Raw genomic sequence first — 16,055 nt, forward strand, 5'->3', positions numbered from 1 at the left:
CCTATCGAACTTGCCTTTTCTCTCTAAACACATTACAATGAAGTTAAGTTAATATAAGGTTTGAGCGATTGAGAGACCATTAAAAACATATGTACATTGTGTACATGTGCTTTTAATGGTCTCTTTTTTTTCGTTCTTAAATTAAGGAGGAATTTTATTATGAGTACGGCTTCAGCAATACAACGTCAACAAACGATTGAAGAATTACAAAATAAAGAATACGATTTATTGGTGATCGGTGGCGGTATTACAGGTTGTGGTATCGCACTTGATGCAATTGCTCGTGGGCTTTCTGTAGCGTTAGTTGAGATGCAAGACTTCGCAGCTGGGACTTCTAGTCGTTCGACAAAATTAGTGCACGGTGGACTTCGTTATTTAAAACAATTTGAAATAAAAGAGGTTGCAGAATTAGGGAAAGAGCGTGCAATCGTTTATGAAAATGGACCACATGTAACAACGCCAGTTTGGATGCTACTGCCATTCCATAAAGGAGGCACATTTGGTAAATTCTCAACGAATGTTGGTTTACGTGTTTATGATTTTTTAGCAGGGGTTAAACGTTCTGAGCGTCGATATATGTTAAATCCTGCAAAAACAATGGAAAAAGAGCCTTTGGTCAAAGCTGAGGAATTACGTGGCGGTGGTGTTTATGTAGAATATCGTACTGATGATGCACGTATGACAGTCGAAGTTGCCAAAGCTGCCATCGAAAAAGGCGCTACACTCATTAACTATACAAAAGCAGAGAACTTTTTATACAATGACGAAAAGAAAATTAATGGTATCGTAGCACAAGATTTGATTGCCCAGAAGGCATTTAATATTCGTGCAAAAAAAGTTGTAAATGCTGCGGGTCCATGGGTAGATGAAGTTCGTACGATCGAAGGGAAACAAAATGGTAAGCATTTAATTTTATCTAAAGGTGTGCATATCGTTTTTGATGAATCTAAATTCCCACTACGTCAAGCTGTCTATTTTGATACACCTGATGGTCGTATGGTGTTTGCAATTCCTCGAAATGGGAAGACATATGTTGGAACGACAGATACATTTTACGAAGGCGATGCACGTGAAATGAATATCCATCAAGAAGATCGGGATTATATTATGAAGGCTATTCATTACATGTTCCCAAAAGTAAAAGTCACAGATGAAGATATCGAATCAAGCTGGGCAGGTGTTCGCCCATTAATTCATGAAGAAGGTAAAAATCCATCTGAAATTTCTCGTAAGGACGAAGTATGGGAATCTCCTTCAGGTCTTGTGACAATCGCTGGCGGTAAATTAACAGGTTATCGAAAAATGGCTGAAACAGTTTTAAATAAGATTGCACAAGATTTAGAGCAACGCTTTAGTATTTCATCAAAACCATGTCATACAAAGAATATTCGTATATCTGGTGGTGATGTTGGCGGCTCTGAAAACTTAGATGCCTTCGTATCAAAACGAACAAAAATGGGTGTCGAAATCGGATTATCGGAAGAGGAAGCAAAACATTTAGCGCATCATTACGGTTCTAATGTGGACACTGTTTTTGAATATGCTAAAGAACAGCATCCTGTTTTACCTCAAGGGCTATATGCTCAACTACTGTATGGTATCCATCATGAAATGGTTGTTCATCCAAACGACTTTATGATTCGTCGTACAGCCTATATGTTCTTTAATATCGCCCTTGTTATACAATATAAAGATGCGGTATTAGATGAAATGGCAAAACAATTAAATTGGTCTCCTGAACAACGTACTCAATTTGAAAAAGATTTAAATTTAGAAATAACAAGAGCTACAACTGCATTATAATAAAAAGGAAGGTCGTCTTAATGGCGACCTGACTTTTTAACTTCTTTCAGCTGGTGCCTAAACACCCTGAAATATAGGGAATCAGTCTAAGAACACCACGTCCTGTGGCATATAAAGGGGAAATCAAATGAATTTCAATAATCAACAAATTATTCCCGCTGCACGAACAGTAAAGCAATTTGATGAAATATTAAATAGTCGATTCGAATACATTGTTCTATTAGAAGTGCATATTAGTTTGCTCATGTCAATAAAACGAGAGGCGGATCGGAACGGTAAAAAATTAATTATTCATGCAGATTTAATTCATGGCTTAAAAACGGATAACTTTGCAGCTGATTTTTTATGCAATGATATCCGTCCAGCAGGAATAATTTCCACGCGTTCTAATATGTTAATAAAGGCAAAAGCTCGTGGGATTATTGCTATTCAGCGTGTCTTTTTAATTGATACGATCGCGCTTGAAAAAAGCTTTTCAATGATAGAATCAGCGAAGCCAGATTTTATTGAACTATTACCAGGTGTTATTCCTTCTATGATTTCAGAAGTGCACCAGCGTACAAAAATTCCTGTTATTACAGGTGGGCTAGTTCGCACAGCTGAAAGTATAGAGGAAGCGTTATCAGCTGGAGCAGTAGCGATTACAACATCAAATAAGAACTTGTGGGAAAATTTCCAAAAATATTGTTGACTATGTATGTTATTTTCTCTACAATGTACATAAGTTAAAAAGCGCGTGGTTAGGAAAAGGAACCCACATTTATTCATCTGCATTGAAACTTGCAGTTTGTTTAAGTGTGGGTTTATTTTTTTGCTAGGTGTACTATTTACAAAGGGGGTTTTTGTATGTCAACATTTACAGCTGAACTTGTCGGCACGATGATTCTTATTTTATTCGGTGGTGGCGTTGTTGCAGGTGTATCACTGCACAAATCGAAAGGTTTTGGCGGTGGATGGGTAGTGATTACATTCGCTTGGGGTCTAGCTGTAGCTATGGCTGCATATGCTGTTGGTGGTATTAGTGGGGCTCATTTAAATCCTGCTTTAACAATCGCGCTTGCTACTATCGGTAATTTTCCATGGGAAGACGTACCTACGTATATTGCCGCACAATTGATTGGTGCATTTTTAGGTGGAGTACTCGTTTATTTTATGTATTTACCACATTGGAAGGGTACGAAAGATCCGGAAGCGAAACTAGCTGTATTTTCTACAATGCCAGCTATTAAGCATCCATTATCAAACTTAATTTCAGAAATGATTGGTACATTTATACTTGTTTTAGGTATTCTAGCATTAGGAACAAATACAATTACGGATGGCTTAAATCCATTTCTAGTTGGTATGTTAATTGTAGTCATCGGGATGGCATTAGGAGGTCCTACTGGTTATGCAATAAACCCTGCGCGTGACTTAGGTCCACGTATTGCGCACTTTTTCTTACCAATCCCAGGTAAACGTGACTCAGGGTGGTCATACGCATGGATTCCAGTTGTAGGTCCAATTATCGGTGGTACATTCGGTGCTCTATTTTTCCAACAAATTTTTGAGGGAGAAAATAGCATCGCATTTTGGGTATTAGCAATTATCGTAGTTATTATTTTTATCAGTGCTCAAATGACAGTGAAAAATATTAAAAGTGAAGAGTAATTAAAAAATTATTTGGAGGTATTTCCGATGTCAGAAAAAAAATATATTTTAGCTTTGGACCAAGGTACAACAAGCTCACGTGCTATTTTGTTTGATGAAAAAGGGAGCATTCTCCACGTTGCACAACAAGAATTTCCGCAATATTTCCCACAATCCGGATGGGTTGAACATCATGCAGAAGAAATTTGGTCTTCTATTCTTTCTTGTATCGCTACAGTGCTTTCTGCAAAAAATATTGAATCCAATCAAATTGCTGGGATCGGTATTACAAACCAACGCGAAACAACTGTTGTTTGGGATAAACATTCAGGTAAACCAATTTATAATGCGATTGTCTGGCAATCACGTCAAACGAACGCTATTTGTGAGGAACTGAAAGAAAACGGTTACAATGACTTATTCCGTGATAAAACAGGTTTATTAATCGATGCGTACTTCTCAGGTACAAAAGTAAAATGGATTTTAGACAATGTTGAAGGTGCTCGTGAAAAAGCTGAAGCAGGCGATTTATTATTCGGTACAATTGATACGTGGTTAATATGGAAATTAACAGGTGGTAAAGTCCATGTTACAGATTATTCAAATGCTTCTCGTACATTAATGTACAACATTTATGATTTAAAATGGGATGAAGAAATTTTAGACATTTTAGGCGTTCCTGCATCTATGCTTCCTGAGGTTCGTCCTTCTTCAGAAGTGTATGGCTATACGGAGGAAGCTCTGTTCTTCGGCTCTGCTGTTCCAATTGCAGGGGCTGCAGGTGACCAACAAGCTGCACTATTCGGTCAGGCTTGTTTCGAAGAAGGTATGGTTAAAAACACTTACGGTACGGGCTGCTTTATGTTGATGAATACTGGTGAAAAGGCAGTGAAATCAGAGAATGGCTTATTAACTACGCTTGCATGGGGCTTAAATGGCAAAGTAACTTACGCTTTAGAAGGAAGTATTTTCGTAGCTGGTTCTGCGATTCAATGGTTACGTGATGGCTTACGAATGTTCCGTTCTGCTTCAGAATCTGAGCAATATGCTGAACGTGTAGAGTCAACAGAAGGTGTTTATGTAGTTCCTGCATTCGTTGGCCTTGGAACACCTTATTGGGATTCAGATGTACGAGGTGCAGTCTTCGGTTTAACTCGTGGTACTTCTAAAGAACATTTTGTACGTGCAACATTAGAAGCGTTGGCGTATCAAACAAAAGATGTACTTGGTGCGATGGAAGCTGATGCCAATATTCCGTTGGCGAAATTACGTGTAGATGGTGGGGCAGTTGCAAATAATTTCTTAATGCAATTCCAATCAGATTTATTAAATGTACCTGTTGATCGTCCAGTCGTTAATGAAACAACAGCTTTAGGTGCTGCGTACTTAGCAGGTTTAGCAGTTGGCTTCTGGAACTCGACAGATGAAATTAGTGAGTATTGGAATTTAGATCGTCAGTTCACACCTAATATGGATGACTCACATCGTCAAGAAATCTATGCAGGGTGGAAAAAAGCTGTGGCTGCTGCTCAAGCGTTTAAATAAAGATAACTGAATAGAGATGAAAAAACCTTGATAGGCTGATTTGAAGCGGATCCCGGTTGTTAGATAAAAATCTAACTGGGGGATCATTTCAGTAGCCGATCAAGGTTTTGTTATAGGTAAAGAACTTTCCATATACAAACGTATTCTTAAATAGGATTATATTTCAACTTACTTGGATCTACTACATAGAAAATCTTGTTAATTGTTTCGGATGAAGAATTCCAGTCAAAACAAAAAACGCCTGTTATTTTATCATTTTCAGTAACTACTATTCCATATTGATTATTTATTATAGCTGCAGTAGCGCTTTTTCCAAAGAAAAACTTTTTTGCTATTCCTGAAATAAGAGCTAATACTCGCTCTTTACCTTCAATGATGTTTATTGCCGTTCTTACTTTACCTCCTCCATCAGCTGCAAATAGAATATCATTAGATAACAAATGGGTTATTCCATGAATATCTCCGTTGGATAATGCCCATATAAATTGTTCTATATAAGTTTTCTGAAGATTAACAGTCAAATCTTTTTCGCTTTTTCTTCCCATTTTAATTTGTGCTCTACTCAATATCTTACGGCTGTTAATAGTCGTTGTGTTAAGAACATCGGCAATCTCACTATGCTTTAGCCCTAGAGCATTTCTTAATACGTAAGCTATCCTCTCTTTAGGTAAAAGTTTTTCCATAAGAACCATATATGAATAGCTTAATTGATCTGACTGGATTAGATTCTCAAGAGGCTCACTATTGAAGGTCTGTAGTATAGGTTCGGGTAACCATGTACCTATATAATTTTCTTTCTTTTTTCTACTTGATTTTAGTTCATTCATACAGCGGTTAACGATCATTTTATTTATATAAGCTTTTAAATTAGTAATATCTTTCTCAATATTTTCATGTTCTTTTAATTTCAAAAAAGTATCTTGAACAATATCTTCAGCATCTGTCATTGAACCAAGTAAATAGTATGCTATGGATAAACAATAATTCTTATATTCTTTATATAAGTCTTCTATATTCAAGTCATTGATCAACACGATAAACCCTTCCCTCTCTAATATTATGCATATCATAATCCGAGGAATATTCTACATACATTTTATATTTTATCTATCATTTATCTACAAAAGTAATGAATGTCATAAATTTATTTATAATCCGTGGAAAAATGTAAGCACAAACCATAGCACACAAAAATGCTTCTCCCCACATTGGTAGCCAATGAATTAAAAATGTATGGCTATATCCTAAGTTTATAGAAACAAGGATAAACGATATGAAACAAGAATTAAAAAGTCCAATTAGAACAGTGTAAATAAAAGACTTATAAATTTTATTTATGTTCATAAATTTAACCTTCTTATATTATATTTCATTTTATTATTAATAATGATGCAACAATTTAAATCCTTTTGTCCAAGAAGGGTAAATAGGTTCCCAGCCATATTGTTTTTTTGCTTTTTCATTTGATGCTCCTCGTTCCCAAGAATCATATATATCATTTATAGGAGGGAGAGGGGCCCCGATAACTTCAGCAAAATAGGGAAGCCAAATAGAGGTTTTTGCAGGTTCATCATCTACAATGTTTACAGATCCTGACGGCCAATTTAAAGCTAATACAGCTGCTTTTGCTGCGTCTTTTACGTGGATAAAGGATGATATCCCATTTGTTGCGTTTAGTTCCTGACTTTGTAATTGTTTAGCAATTAGACCGTTACCCGAAAGCCAAGTTCCAGGACCATATAATGTACCATAGCGAAGGATAACGAACTCAGGCATTTCTTTTACCTTTTCCTCTAATGAAATAACTCCATCAATTGTTTTTTTGCGAGGTAATACGGCATTAGTATCTAAAGGTGTTTCTTCTATAGCTAGCGTATTCCCAGGCTCATAAGCCCATGAAATACTTTGTGCAATTATCTTTTTTACTCCAACGTATTTAGCTGCATCAACAAGGTTTCTTGTTCCTTCTATTCTTATTTTCGAATTATCAATTATATCACCACTACTTAGTGCAGTTAGTTGATGCATTACAATATCAGGTTGAGTTTCAATTAAGGCTGCATAAACACTATCTCGATCAAACGCATCTGCAATTACTGGTTTTACCCCCATCTCTTGCATTGTTTTAACATGTTTTTCTGACCGAATCATCCCGATTACTTCATGCCCCTCTTCTATTAAGATCGGAATCACCACTTTTCCTAATACACCAGTAGAACCAGCAAGTAATATTTTCATAAATAAACCTCCTAATTATTATAAATACAAGATTAATATCTCTAAAAACTAAGACAATTAGGGATTAGGAAGTGTGACACTTTTAAAAGAAATTATAAAAATAGTTATGTACAATATAAGAGAACCGAATCCTTTACTGTTTTTCATGTGTTATGTATAGTTGCACCTTGTATTAAAGAACTGTATAAAAGAGAAGGTTTGTGAAATAAATGTACTTAGTAACGGGGTGCTTTATTTGAAGAACATTGAGCTGTTTTAGACAGCTCTTTTTTCTTATTGTACTAACGGAGCAGGATAGTTTAATAAGGTGTTTGTTTTATCATTAAACAATAAAGATAGATGATCAAAGAAAAGAAGTAATACAATTTAATATTAGTTTCGATGAACCGCAGCGTAAGATAAGAAAAAGCCATTCCCTCCACAAGCGGAGAGAATGACCTTCCTTCATAAATCGCAAAACTACTGATTATAGTTTTGCCCAACGTTCCTCTAACCAGTTCATAAATTGTACACCTTTGTCGCCTTCATACGCATCAAAGACATCTAAACGCATACGTTTTAGTTTATCCGCAAAGTCTGCCACTGTATGGTCCTTAGGCAAGCTCTTTTTCACCCGCAGGAAAATTTTATCTGTACCTTTGATAATATCAAAACGTGCAGGTGATGGCTTCTCTACGTCCTCACCAAACGCCGCGAGTGCTTCATAGGCTGCTAATTGCACCTTGTTGACAGTATCATGCTGCATACGATTTTTTAATAAATCTATGATTTTGTCATGTTGATAAGCCGATAACATTTCGACTGCGTCTAAACGCTCTCGCCAGCTAGACGTATAATTGGCCTGTTTTTTTAATGCTTCATACTGCTCAGGTAATGCTGTTTCAAGCTGTTTCAAGTAATTGCACCTCTTTTTTGAACTAGAGGAAAAATGAATTCTTCTTCTGCTTCTCTTATTATACGTTGTCTGGGTGAAAATAGCGATGAATTGCTGGTAAGGATATATATAGAAAATGAAAACTAACTACATTAGTGAACCGTATCATAAGTATGTACTATCCTTTATTAGATTTGCTTTTCTTATTAAACTCCCATGAAAGAACTTAATCATCTTTCATTTTCTGTGGTGAAGTTCTGATTTTGGTGCTTCATGGGTGGCTAACGGGGTGCTTTAGTAAAAGATTACAGAGTTGCATAGACGGAAAATATTGTGAAGTTTATAATTTAATTGGGTGATTAAAAGTGACTATACAACTTAAAAAGATAATCGATTTCTATGATAGGCGTATACTGTTCAATAAATACCAACGTAAAAATACACCAAGCGTAATCTTTATTGCAGGGTTAGGCGATAGCCATGAAACATGGAAAAAGGTCCAAGACAGAATATCGGATGAAACGTCAACCTTGTCCTATGACAGGGCGGGTATTGGCAGGAGTCAAGATGTAGCAGTTCCACGGACTTGCTGTGATCTAGTCAAGGAGCTCTCCGAATTGTTGCAAGCGCTTGACGTGGAGAAGCCATATATATTGGTAGGACATTCTTTTGGTGGGTTGGTCGCCAGATTGTATACCAGTCTTTATCCACTGGATATCTGTGGTTTGGTTTTGGTTGACGCTGCACCAGAATATAAAGAACTTGCCTATGAAAAGGCTCTACCAGAAAATCTACTTGCAGGAAATAGGGAATATTTCGAGAATCCTATGTTAAATAGTGAGAAAATTGATAAAATACAGAGTTATAAGCAAATTGTTGAACATTCAAGACAAAGTGACATCCCTCTCTCAATTATTACTAGAGGTTTACCCGATAGTATTGAAGACGGATGGCCTTCTCAAGAAATATTAAAAATTGAACAAAGTCTACAAGCAGAATTCCAATGGCTGTCAACGTCAAGTAAGTTCCGGATTGCTAGTCGTAGTGGACATTATATACATCATGATGAGCCTGATATTGTGATAGAAGAGATTTTATTGATGTTAAATGGGATGGGAAAGTGAGCACCCTTATTCAACGAACGAGGTGCGTTTATTAAAGATCATTGAAATATATGAAATAACAAGTAGAGGTAGGTCTACAGTGATCTGTAACATCCGTATGAACAATTTGAGGTCACACCTGTCTGGGAAGCTATTAATAATGGATTAGATGAAATAAAGATATTGAAGTAACGACAGGCAGAGAATACATAGTCGGCTACCTTTGAGAATTGATAAACGAATTAGTATAGGCTGAATAACAACAATCTTTTAGAAAATAGCTAAAAAAAGCATTCGGTTAACATATTTGTGCCGAATGCTTCTTCTTATTTAAAAATTCTTGTTAATAAAATCTAAAGTGGAAGAATGTTTTTTGATTTCATCCCACCGGGTCATTTAAACCTTTTTCTAGAAAAATATACTCTATTGAAGCTTTTGGCTTAATCTTCTTTTCGTAAAATGATGCCTGGATTTTCTTTTGTCATTTTCAGCAAAAATTCTTCTTTTGTATTTACATCCTTCAACTTTTTTATATCTAATGCTAAGGAACCTCTATCATTTAGTTCTCTCGTATCTGAGACAATAATAAGGTCAAATGACGCACCACTTTGTTTTATTAATTTTTGAACTTCGTATAAGCGGTCAAAATCTTTTTCTTCAAAATTCTTAATATCCAAATGAGAAGTAGAATATAAAAAACCCCAAATATCATCTTTCTCTTCGCTAAAAAACACTCTAGGTTCATCATTAAATGATTCGTTAAATCCAAGTTTTTCGATTTCTGGAATAACTTTATCTAATTTGTGTAGTTCCGTATCCGCTGCTAATGCAGTTGAATAATTATCTTTGATTAAATGCTTATTTCTGTAATTCAATTTAGACTCATCTTCCGATGAATACGAATTTACTGTAACAGTAAATTCTAATTCTTGATGGTCAACAGGAGAAACAATGTATGAATCCCTACCTAATTCTAACGAATTTTTATTCGAACTTTTTATTACGATGTCGAATCCGTGTGTATCTTTCACATAATCCTTAATTAATTTATCGTTAGAAAGAGAATTACATGCACCTAAAATCATTACTAAAAATAAAGAAAATACCATTAATACTTTTTTCAATTTTTGTCCCCCAGAATTACAGTGTAAAATTACCGAGTAATAATAACTATAAATCTTTTTAGAAATGTTTGCGAACATAGCATAGTACATTAAGTATTGATGGAGATTATTTAATTAGGACAGTCGCATCTGGTTCTAACGGAGCAGATTGGAGAAAGATGAATTTGTAAACTTTTACATACAATAAACTAAATAGTTAGGGTGAATATGGTGAAGGATAAAAAGGAACGTTTAAAAGAGTTGCTAGCCAAGCAAAAACAAAAAGAATTAAAAGAAGAGGAAAAAAGGGAATACGAAACGATTTTAAAGGAAGTTTATGCGTTGTTTCCAAATATTGTTTCTAAAGAGGAAGTGGAAATATTATCAAAAGAAGATTCGAAAAAAATTACAGAAGAATTATTTGATGAATTTCCATTTGGTGCTAACGGAATTGAATGGACATTTATGTTTTACAAAACTATATTTTCTAACTTTGTTGATTATGAAGGTGCATTAGCAGAACTAGTCATTAAAAATCATAAAGTGACTAATGAAATTTGCTATATTATTGACCTTAACTCTCAACATGTCATTCAAACAAAACTGATTAGAATTATACATAGAGTTGAAGAAGTTAGAAATTGGGACAGATATATTTACTCACCTCAAATTAAATTGGTGATTGAATTCTCCTCCAATGATATTGCTGTAGGATGGAAGAAATAAGTTTTCACTTCAAATAACGGGGGCGATTTTTGTGCTAAAGGGTTAGAATAGTCATTTTGTCGTAACTCAATATTGAGACAGTTTCTATAGCAACGCCTTGAAGCATGTTTATTCCAGACAATCATATAGTGTATATTGAGAATTATGAGTATTGGAATGAAAGGGGATTGCGTGGATAAATCTAAGTCGAATCAGGGCAAAAATTTAGACGAGAATGCGAAAGATCAGCAGCTAGAGCAGTTTCGTGTCGATAATGAAGGAAAAAAGATGACGACAAATCAGGGGCTAAAAGTTTCGAATGATGAGGATTCGTTGAAGGCTGGTGTTCGTGGGCCAACCATTATGGAGGATTTTCACTTTCGAGAAAAAATGACACATTTTGATCATGAACGTATTCCAGAGCGTGTAGTGCATGCGAGGGGTTTTGCGGCGCATGGAGAGTTTGAGCTGTATGAATCGATGAAAGAATATACTAAAGCAGGCTTTCTACAGGACCCTAATAAGAAAACACCTGTATTTGTCAGATTTTCAACTGTAGTTGGAAGCTTAGGGTCGATGGATACTGCACGTGATGTTCGTGGTTTTGCGACGAAGTTTTACACCGATGAAGGCAATTATGATTTAGTTGGAAATAATATACCTGTCTTTTTTATTCAGGATGCGATTAAGTTTCCTGACTTAATTCATGCGGTAAAGCCTGAGCCTCACAATGAAATGCCACAAGCAGCCTCAGCACACGATACATTTTGGGATTTTGTGGCGAACAATCAGGAAATTGCGCATATGATTATGTGGCATATGTCTGATCGTGCAATACCTAGAAGCTTTCGAATGATGGAAGGGTTCGGTGTTCATGCTTTTCGTTTCGTCAATGACAAAGGAAAGTCGAGATTTGTGAAATTTCATTGGAAGCCTGTGTTAGGTGTACATTCACTCGTTTGGGATGAAGCGCAAATTATTGCTGGGAAGGATCCGGATTTCCAACGACGTGATTTATGGGAATCAATCGAGATCGGTGATTATCCAGAATATGAGCTTGGTGTACAAATGCTTGAGCCAGAGGACGAGTTTAAATTTGATTTTGATATTTTGGACGCAACTAAGCTTTGGCCCGAAGAGATCGTGCCAGTTAAAAAGATTGGGAAAATGACCTTGAATCGTAATGTAGATAATGTTTTCGCAGAAACAGAGCAAGTCGCCTTCCATCCAGGAAATGTTGTGCCGGGCATAGACTTTACAAACGATCCACTTTTACAGGGCCGGCTATTTTCTTATTTAGATACACAGCTAATTCGTCTGGGAGGACCAAACTTTGCAGAAATACCGATTAATCGTTCTGTTTGCCCAATTCATAACAATCAGCGCAATGGCTTTAGTCGACAAACGATTAATGTAGGAAAAGTGAGCTATCATAAAAATTCTTTGGCCAACAATTCACCTTCAACATCAACGGCAAGGGAAGGTGGCTTCGTTCATTATGAAGAAAAGGTTGAAGGACGTATTACACGAGCACGTAGTAAATCGTTTGATGACCATTTCTCTCAAGCAAGGCTGTTTTGGAATAGTATGTCGCCCCCTGAAAAACAACATATCATTGACGCCTTTAGTTTTGAGGTAGGGAAGGTGAAAAGTAAGTCTGTTCGACAGCAGGTTGTCGATATGTTTGTCCGTGTAGATAAAGCAATGGCAACGACTGTGGCCGATAATATTGGTGTTAATCGTCCAAAAGGAGAGCAAGTAAATGTCACGTTATCATCACCTGCACTTAGCCAGGCAAATACAATAAAAATGCCACAAACACTTAAAGTAGGCGTGCTTATAGGTGATGGATTTGATGCAAATGAAGTTGGAGAAATGCTGAAATCTTTAACAAGACAAGGTGTTCGATACAGCATTATTTCTGACAAATTAGGGGTTGTTACTAGTAATGATGGCGTACAGTTAACAGCAACTGACACCTTTATAACTACTGATGCGGTACTATTTGATTCGTTATATGTTGTCGGCGTAAAAGCAAAAAATCAGGCAAAGTTCAATTCTTATATCGTTAATTATATCAATGAAGCGTATAGACATTACAAACCAATTGGTATTGCTACAACCGGAACGACATTTTTTAATATGTCCAATGCCAATGTCGGGCCAGGCATTGTGTTAGCCACTGGCGACAAAGACTTCGCTAAAAAATTTGTCAACGCCATAGCTCAACAACGCTTTTGGGAACGTAATATTTATTAACTAATATTATTTTGCCTGTGGGTATGGGGGATACCCGGGGGAGCAGGGAGAATACTCGCGGGCGGGGTGAATACTCGCGGAAGGAGAGGAAATACCCGCGGAAGCAAGGTGAATACCCGCGGAAGCAGGGCGAATATCCGTGAGCAGGGAGAATACTCGCGAAAGCAAGGTGAATACCCGCGGAAGGAGAGCGAATACCCGCGGAAGCAGGGTGAATACTCGCGGAAGCAGGGCGAATATCCGCGAGCGGAGTGAATACCCGCGGAAGCAAAGCGAATACAATGATCACAACGTATAATGAAAATCTCTCCTTGTTCTATTAAGAATAAGGAGAGATTTTTATCTTACTGCACGTTAAATTCAATTGTAGCTGATGGTTTGTACTCTGTTTTTTGTTCATTTGGGTCTTCTGTGTAAAAGTCAGTACTTCCTTTTACGATATAATGTCCTTTTGGAAAATGACCTTTCATTGTTTGTTTCATAAATTCAACGAGTTTAGGTTCTGAAAATTCGTTATAACCGCCGCCGCTCGTGTAGAACTCTTCGTAGGGCACATTTCGTTCAAGAATACGTGTAATTAGTGGAGTATCCATTGCACTAGGTATTTCAAAATTTCGGGTCGTTTCCTGCAAATTAAATAAAAATGGGGAGCCTCCATGGTAAATTGTTACGTTTTGTGCCTGCCCTACATATGTGAGTTTAGCCGTTATCTTTATGGGTTCTCCCTCTGTGAAGGTAGGTTTTGCAATCGAAAGTTCATAAAGAAAGTCTTCCTGTTGTGTAGTAGCCGTTTGTGAATAGTTCTTACTTGGTGGGGGCTTTAATGCGTCTTTGTCCTGACAGGCGGCAACTAGTAGTAGCATAGAAAATAGCAATAATAATGATTTATGCATACCAATCCTCCTTTTACATTAGCTGACGATGGGGCAGCCGAAATGTTACTAAAATCCCTGTAACATTTATGGCATTGCATTCAAATTTTGTAAATGCTATGGTGGTAAATGAGGTGATTTTTCGTGGAAAAATTTGATATTGCAATTATTGGTGCGGGGCCTGGGGGCTATGTAGCAGCTATTCATGCAGCAAAAAGTGGCAAGAAAGTTGCTTTAGTAGAGCGCGATAAAGTTGGAGGGGCTTGCTATAATGTCGGCTGTATTCCTTCGAAAATTATGTTAGAGCACAGTAAGCTTATTCAAGAAATAAACCGTGGTAATGACTGGGGCATTGAAACTCCTACAGTAAACGTGAATTTTCCACGATTGATGCAACGGAAGGACGCTATTATTGACGAGCTTTTAACAAATATTGAAGGCTTTATTTTGAGCAATCAAATTACTTTTTATCGAGGAGAAGCGGTAGTATCTAGTGACTTGACTGTAACAGTTGATAATGATGCATTTACAGCTACGGATGTTATTTTAGCAACTGGAAGTAAACCATTTGTACCACCATTTGAAGGGTTAGAAACGTCTTCCTACTATACTACGGATACATTTTTTAGTCTTGAAGAACTGCCGAAGCAATTAACAATTATCGGTGGTGGTGTTATTGCAGTCGAGATGGCATTTAGTTTAGCGCCACTTGGAACAAAGGTGACGATGCTAAATCATAGTGAAGATATTTTACAGACGGAAGAGCCAGATGCGCGACCACTTATTCGTGAACAGATGAAAAAGCTTGGTATTGAGCTTGTAACGGATTTCCATTTTAAACATTTTAATGGCAATGAGATTCATACCTCTAAAGGAATTTATACATATGAAAATCTTTTGTTTGCAACAGGTCGACGTCCAAATACAGAGATAGCTCAGCAGCTTGGTCTAGCATTTGATGGTCGATTGATTGCTGTCAATGAGCATCTTGAAACGAGTCAGCCACATATTTATGCGATAGGTGACTTAGTAGGTGGTTACCAGCTAGCTCATTCAGCGAGTGCAGAAGGAATGCATGTTGTGGATCATATTTTAGGAAGTAAGCCAGCACTGATTGATCAAACTTCGATTCCTCGCTGTGTTTATACACATCCTGAAATTGCGACATTTGGTTTGCTGGAAGAGCAGGTGAAAGAGCCTTGTATGGTTACTCAGATGCCTTTACATACAAACCCTAAGGCATTAATGGAAGGTAATACAGTGGGCTTTATAAAGCTTATTGCGACGAAAGAGGAAGGACGTATTTTAGGGGCTTGTGTTGTTGCTGATGGGGCAACAGAAATGTTAAATGCTATTTTAGCTACTAAAAATGCTGGCGGCACTGCCCACACTCTCGCAAATATGATTTTCCCACATCCTACAGTATCAGAGCATATAGGGGATGCTGCCAAAGCTATTTTTGGTAAAGCCATTCATCAATAAAGATTTAGAAAACTACATTCATCAGCGGAAGGCTATCCTTCTCGTTGGGAGAATGTAGTTTTTTCTTTTCATTAAAGTATCCATAACAATATTGTAAAGCTTAAAATAATTAGTCCAAATAAAATGGAGAGCGTTTTAAAAATAACAATATGATGCTTTTGGGGAGCGAATTTATCAGAAATTAATAATACAACAGCTAATACCAAATCAATTAAAAAGAATGTTTCAGCCCCTCCCGAAAAATCATCATCTTCTTCGTACTTTTTAAAAGCAATATAAAAAGCGTTCCCAGCAAAAAATAATAAAACTAATGAGCATGCAAACAGCATTAATTTACTCATACAATTACATCTCTCCTAATGATTCAGCTGCACAATAAAGTCCTCAACACCTTCTTTGAAGCGAGTTTCTCGCATGTCATTGCTCCAATATAAGGTCGCCT

The 16,055-nt window shown here is 36.7% G+C and carries 15 protein-coding genes; 8 read left to right on the forward strand and 7 right to left on the reverse strand.

What is annotated here, in order from left to right:
* Positions 1-159: 159 nt before the first annotated feature.
* From ACQKN4_RS01670 to glpK, 4 genes are all read left to right on the forward strand, one after another.
* On the forward strand, positions 160-1,803 hold the full coding sequence (locus ACQKN4_RS01670) for a glycerol-3-phosphate dehydrogenase/oxidase (RefSeq protein ID WP_427481903.1): 1,644 nt from the start codon (positions 160-162) through the stop codon (positions 1,801-1,803).
* 127 nt (positions 1,804-1,930) lie between these two features.
* The gene (locus ACQKN4_RS01675; RefSeq protein ID WP_079559609.1) at positions 1,931-2,494 is read left to right on the forward strand and encodes a glycerol-3-phosphate responsive antiterminator; all 564 of its coding nucleotides are present in this window, start codon (positions 1,931-1,933) and stop codon (positions 2,492-2,494) included.
* Positions 2,495-2,649: 155 nt separating this feature from the next.
* Entirely contained in the window at positions 2,650-3,453 is an 804-nt protein-coding gene (locus tag ACQKN4_RS01680) for an MIP/aquaporin family protein (RefSeq protein WP_079559610.1), read from the forward strand.
* A gap of 27 nt (positions 3,454-3,480) precedes the next feature.
* Entirely contained in the window at positions 3,481-4,977 is a 1,497-nt protein-coding gene (glpK, locus tag ACQKN4_RS01685; RefSeq protein ID WP_427481906.1) for a glycerol kinase GlpK, read from the forward strand.
* A 146-nt stretch (positions 4,978-5,123) separates the two neighbouring features.
* Here glpK and ACQKN4_RS01690 read toward each other — a convergent pair whose 3' ends face one another.
* The 4 genes from ACQKN4_RS01690 to ACQKN4_RS01705 form a co-directional block, all read right to left on the reverse strand.
* Positions 5,124-5,996, reverse strand: a complete 873-nt coding sequence (locus ACQKN4_RS01690; RefSeq protein ID WP_427481908.1) for a sigma-70 family RNA polymerase sigma factor — start codon at positions 5,994-5,996, stop codon at positions 5,124-5,126.
* A 91-nt stretch (positions 5,997-6,087) separates the two neighbouring features.
* On the reverse strand, positions 6,088-6,321 hold the full coding sequence (locus ACQKN4_RS01695; protein WP_427481910.1) for a DUF2798 domain-containing protein: 234 nt from the start codon (positions 6,319-6,321) through the stop codon (positions 6,088-6,090).
* 36 nt (positions 6,322-6,357) lie between these two features.
* Complete coding sequence (locus tag ACQKN4_RS01700) at positions 6,358-7,215, reverse strand: NAD-dependent epimerase/dehydratase family protein (protein ID WP_427481912.1); 858 nt, start codon at positions 7,213-7,215, stop codon at positions 6,358-6,360.
* Positions 7,216-7,681: 466 nt separating this feature from the next.
* Positions 7,682-8,110, reverse strand: a complete 429-nt coding sequence (locus ACQKN4_RS01705; RefSeq protein WP_427481914.1) for a HEAT repeat domain-containing protein — start codon at positions 8,108-8,110, stop codon at positions 7,682-7,684.
* 344 nt (positions 8,111-8,454) lie between these two features.
* On the opposite strand from ACQKN4_RS01705, the gene ACQKN4_RS01710 reads away from it, so the two are divergent.
* Positions 8,455-9,213, forward strand: coding sequence for an alpha/beta fold hydrolase (locus ACQKN4_RS01710; protein WP_427481916.1), 759 nt, complete (start codon positions 8,455-8,457; stop codon positions 9,211-9,213).
* A 419-nt stretch (positions 9,214-9,632) separates the two neighbouring features.
* Here the strand turns inward: ACQKN4_RS01710 and ACQKN4_RS01715 are convergent, their stop codons facing one another.
* Complete coding sequence (locus ACQKN4_RS01715) at positions 9,633-10,316, reverse strand: hypothetical protein (protein WP_427481918.1); 684 nt, start codon at positions 10,314-10,316, stop codon at positions 9,633-9,635.
* 207 nt (positions 10,317-10,523) lie between these two features.
* Here ACQKN4_RS01715 and ACQKN4_RS01720 point away from each other — a divergent pair, with 207 nt between their 5' ends.
* Positions 10,524-11,021: a hypothetical protein gene (locus ACQKN4_RS01720; RefSeq protein ID WP_427481920.1), complete on the forward strand. Its 498-nt coding sequence runs from the start codon at positions 10,524-10,526 to the stop codon at positions 11,019-11,021.
* A 156-nt stretch (positions 11,022-11,177) separates the two neighbouring features.
* Positions 11,178-13,259: a catalase gene (locus ACQKN4_RS01725; protein WP_427482144.1), complete on the forward strand. Its 2,082-nt coding sequence runs from the start codon at positions 11,178-11,180 to the stop codon at positions 13,257-13,259.
* 344 nt (positions 13,260-13,603) lie between these two features.
* On the opposite strand, the gene ACQKN4_RS01730 is transcribed toward ACQKN4_RS01725, so the two are convergent.
* The gene (locus ACQKN4_RS01730; RefSeq protein ID WP_079559620.1) at positions 13,604-14,152 is read right to left on the reverse strand and encodes a hypothetical protein; all 549 of its coding nucleotides are present in this window, start codon (positions 14,150-14,152) and stop codon (positions 13,604-13,606) included.
* A gap of 123 nt (positions 14,153-14,275) precedes the next feature.
* On the opposite strand from ACQKN4_RS01730, the gene lpdA reads away from it, so the two are divergent.
* A complete protein-coding gene (gene lpdA / locus ACQKN4_RS01735) occupies positions 14,276-15,613 on the forward strand; it encodes a dihydrolipoyl dehydrogenase (protein WP_427481922.1) in 1,338 nt (445 codons plus the stop codon).
* A gap of 71 nt (positions 15,614-15,684) precedes the next feature.
* Here the strand turns inward: lpdA and ACQKN4_RS01740 are convergent, their stop codons facing one another.
* On the reverse strand, positions 15,685-15,954 hold the full coding sequence (locus tag ACQKN4_RS01740; protein WP_079559622.1) for a hypothetical protein: 270 nt from the start codon (positions 15,952-15,954) through the stop codon (positions 15,685-15,687).
* Positions 15,955-16,055 lie beyond the last annotated feature (101 nt).

Origin of the sequence: Lysinibacillus sp. NPDC093692 (assembly GCF_050280125.1) — a bacterium.
In the GTDB taxonomy this organism is placed as follows: domain Bacteria; phylum Bacillota; class Bacilli; order Bacillales_A; family Planococcaceae; genus Lysinibacillus.

Bases quoted from the DNA above. Each gene is read 5' to 3' on its own strand.
- ACQKN4_RS01670 (WP_427481903.1), top strand. From the start codon at position 160: ATGAGTACGGCTTCAGCAATACAACGTCAACAAACGATTGAAGAATTA.
- ACQKN4_RS01675 (WP_079559609.1), top strand. From the start codon at position 1,931: ATGAATTTCAATAATCAACAAATTATTCCCGCTGCACGAACAGTAAAG.
- ACQKN4_RS01680 (WP_079559610.1), top strand. From the start codon at position 2,650: ATGTCAACATTTACAGCTGAACTTGTCGGCACGATGATTCTTATTTTA.
- glpK (WP_427481906.1), top strand. From the start codon at position 3,481: ATGTCAGAAAAAAAATATATTTTAGCTTTGGACCAAGGTACAACAAGC.
- ACQKN4_RS01695 (WP_427481910.1), bottom strand. From the start codon at position 6,321: ATGAACATAAATAAAATTTATAAGTCTTTTATTTACACTGTTCTAATT.
- ACQKN4_RS01700 (WP_427481912.1), bottom strand. From the start codon at position 7,215: ATGAAAATATTACTTGCTGGTTCTACTGGTGTATTAGGAAAAGTGGTG.
- ACQKN4_RS01720 (WP_427481920.1), top strand. From the start codon at position 10,524: ATGGTGAAGGATAAAAAGGAACGTTTAAAAGAGTTGCTAGCCAAGCAA.
- ACQKN4_RS01725 (WP_427482144.1), top strand. From the start codon at position 11,178: ATGAAAGGGGATTGCGTGGATAAATCTAAGTCGAATCAGGGCAAAAAT.
- ACQKN4_RS01730 (WP_079559620.1), bottom strand. From the start codon at position 14,152: ATGCATAAATCATTATTATTGCTATTTTCTATGCTACTACTAGTTGCC.
- ACQKN4_RS01740 (WP_079559622.1), bottom strand. From the start codon at position 15,954: ATGAGTAAATTAATGCTGTTTGCATGCTCATTAGTTTTATTATTTTTT.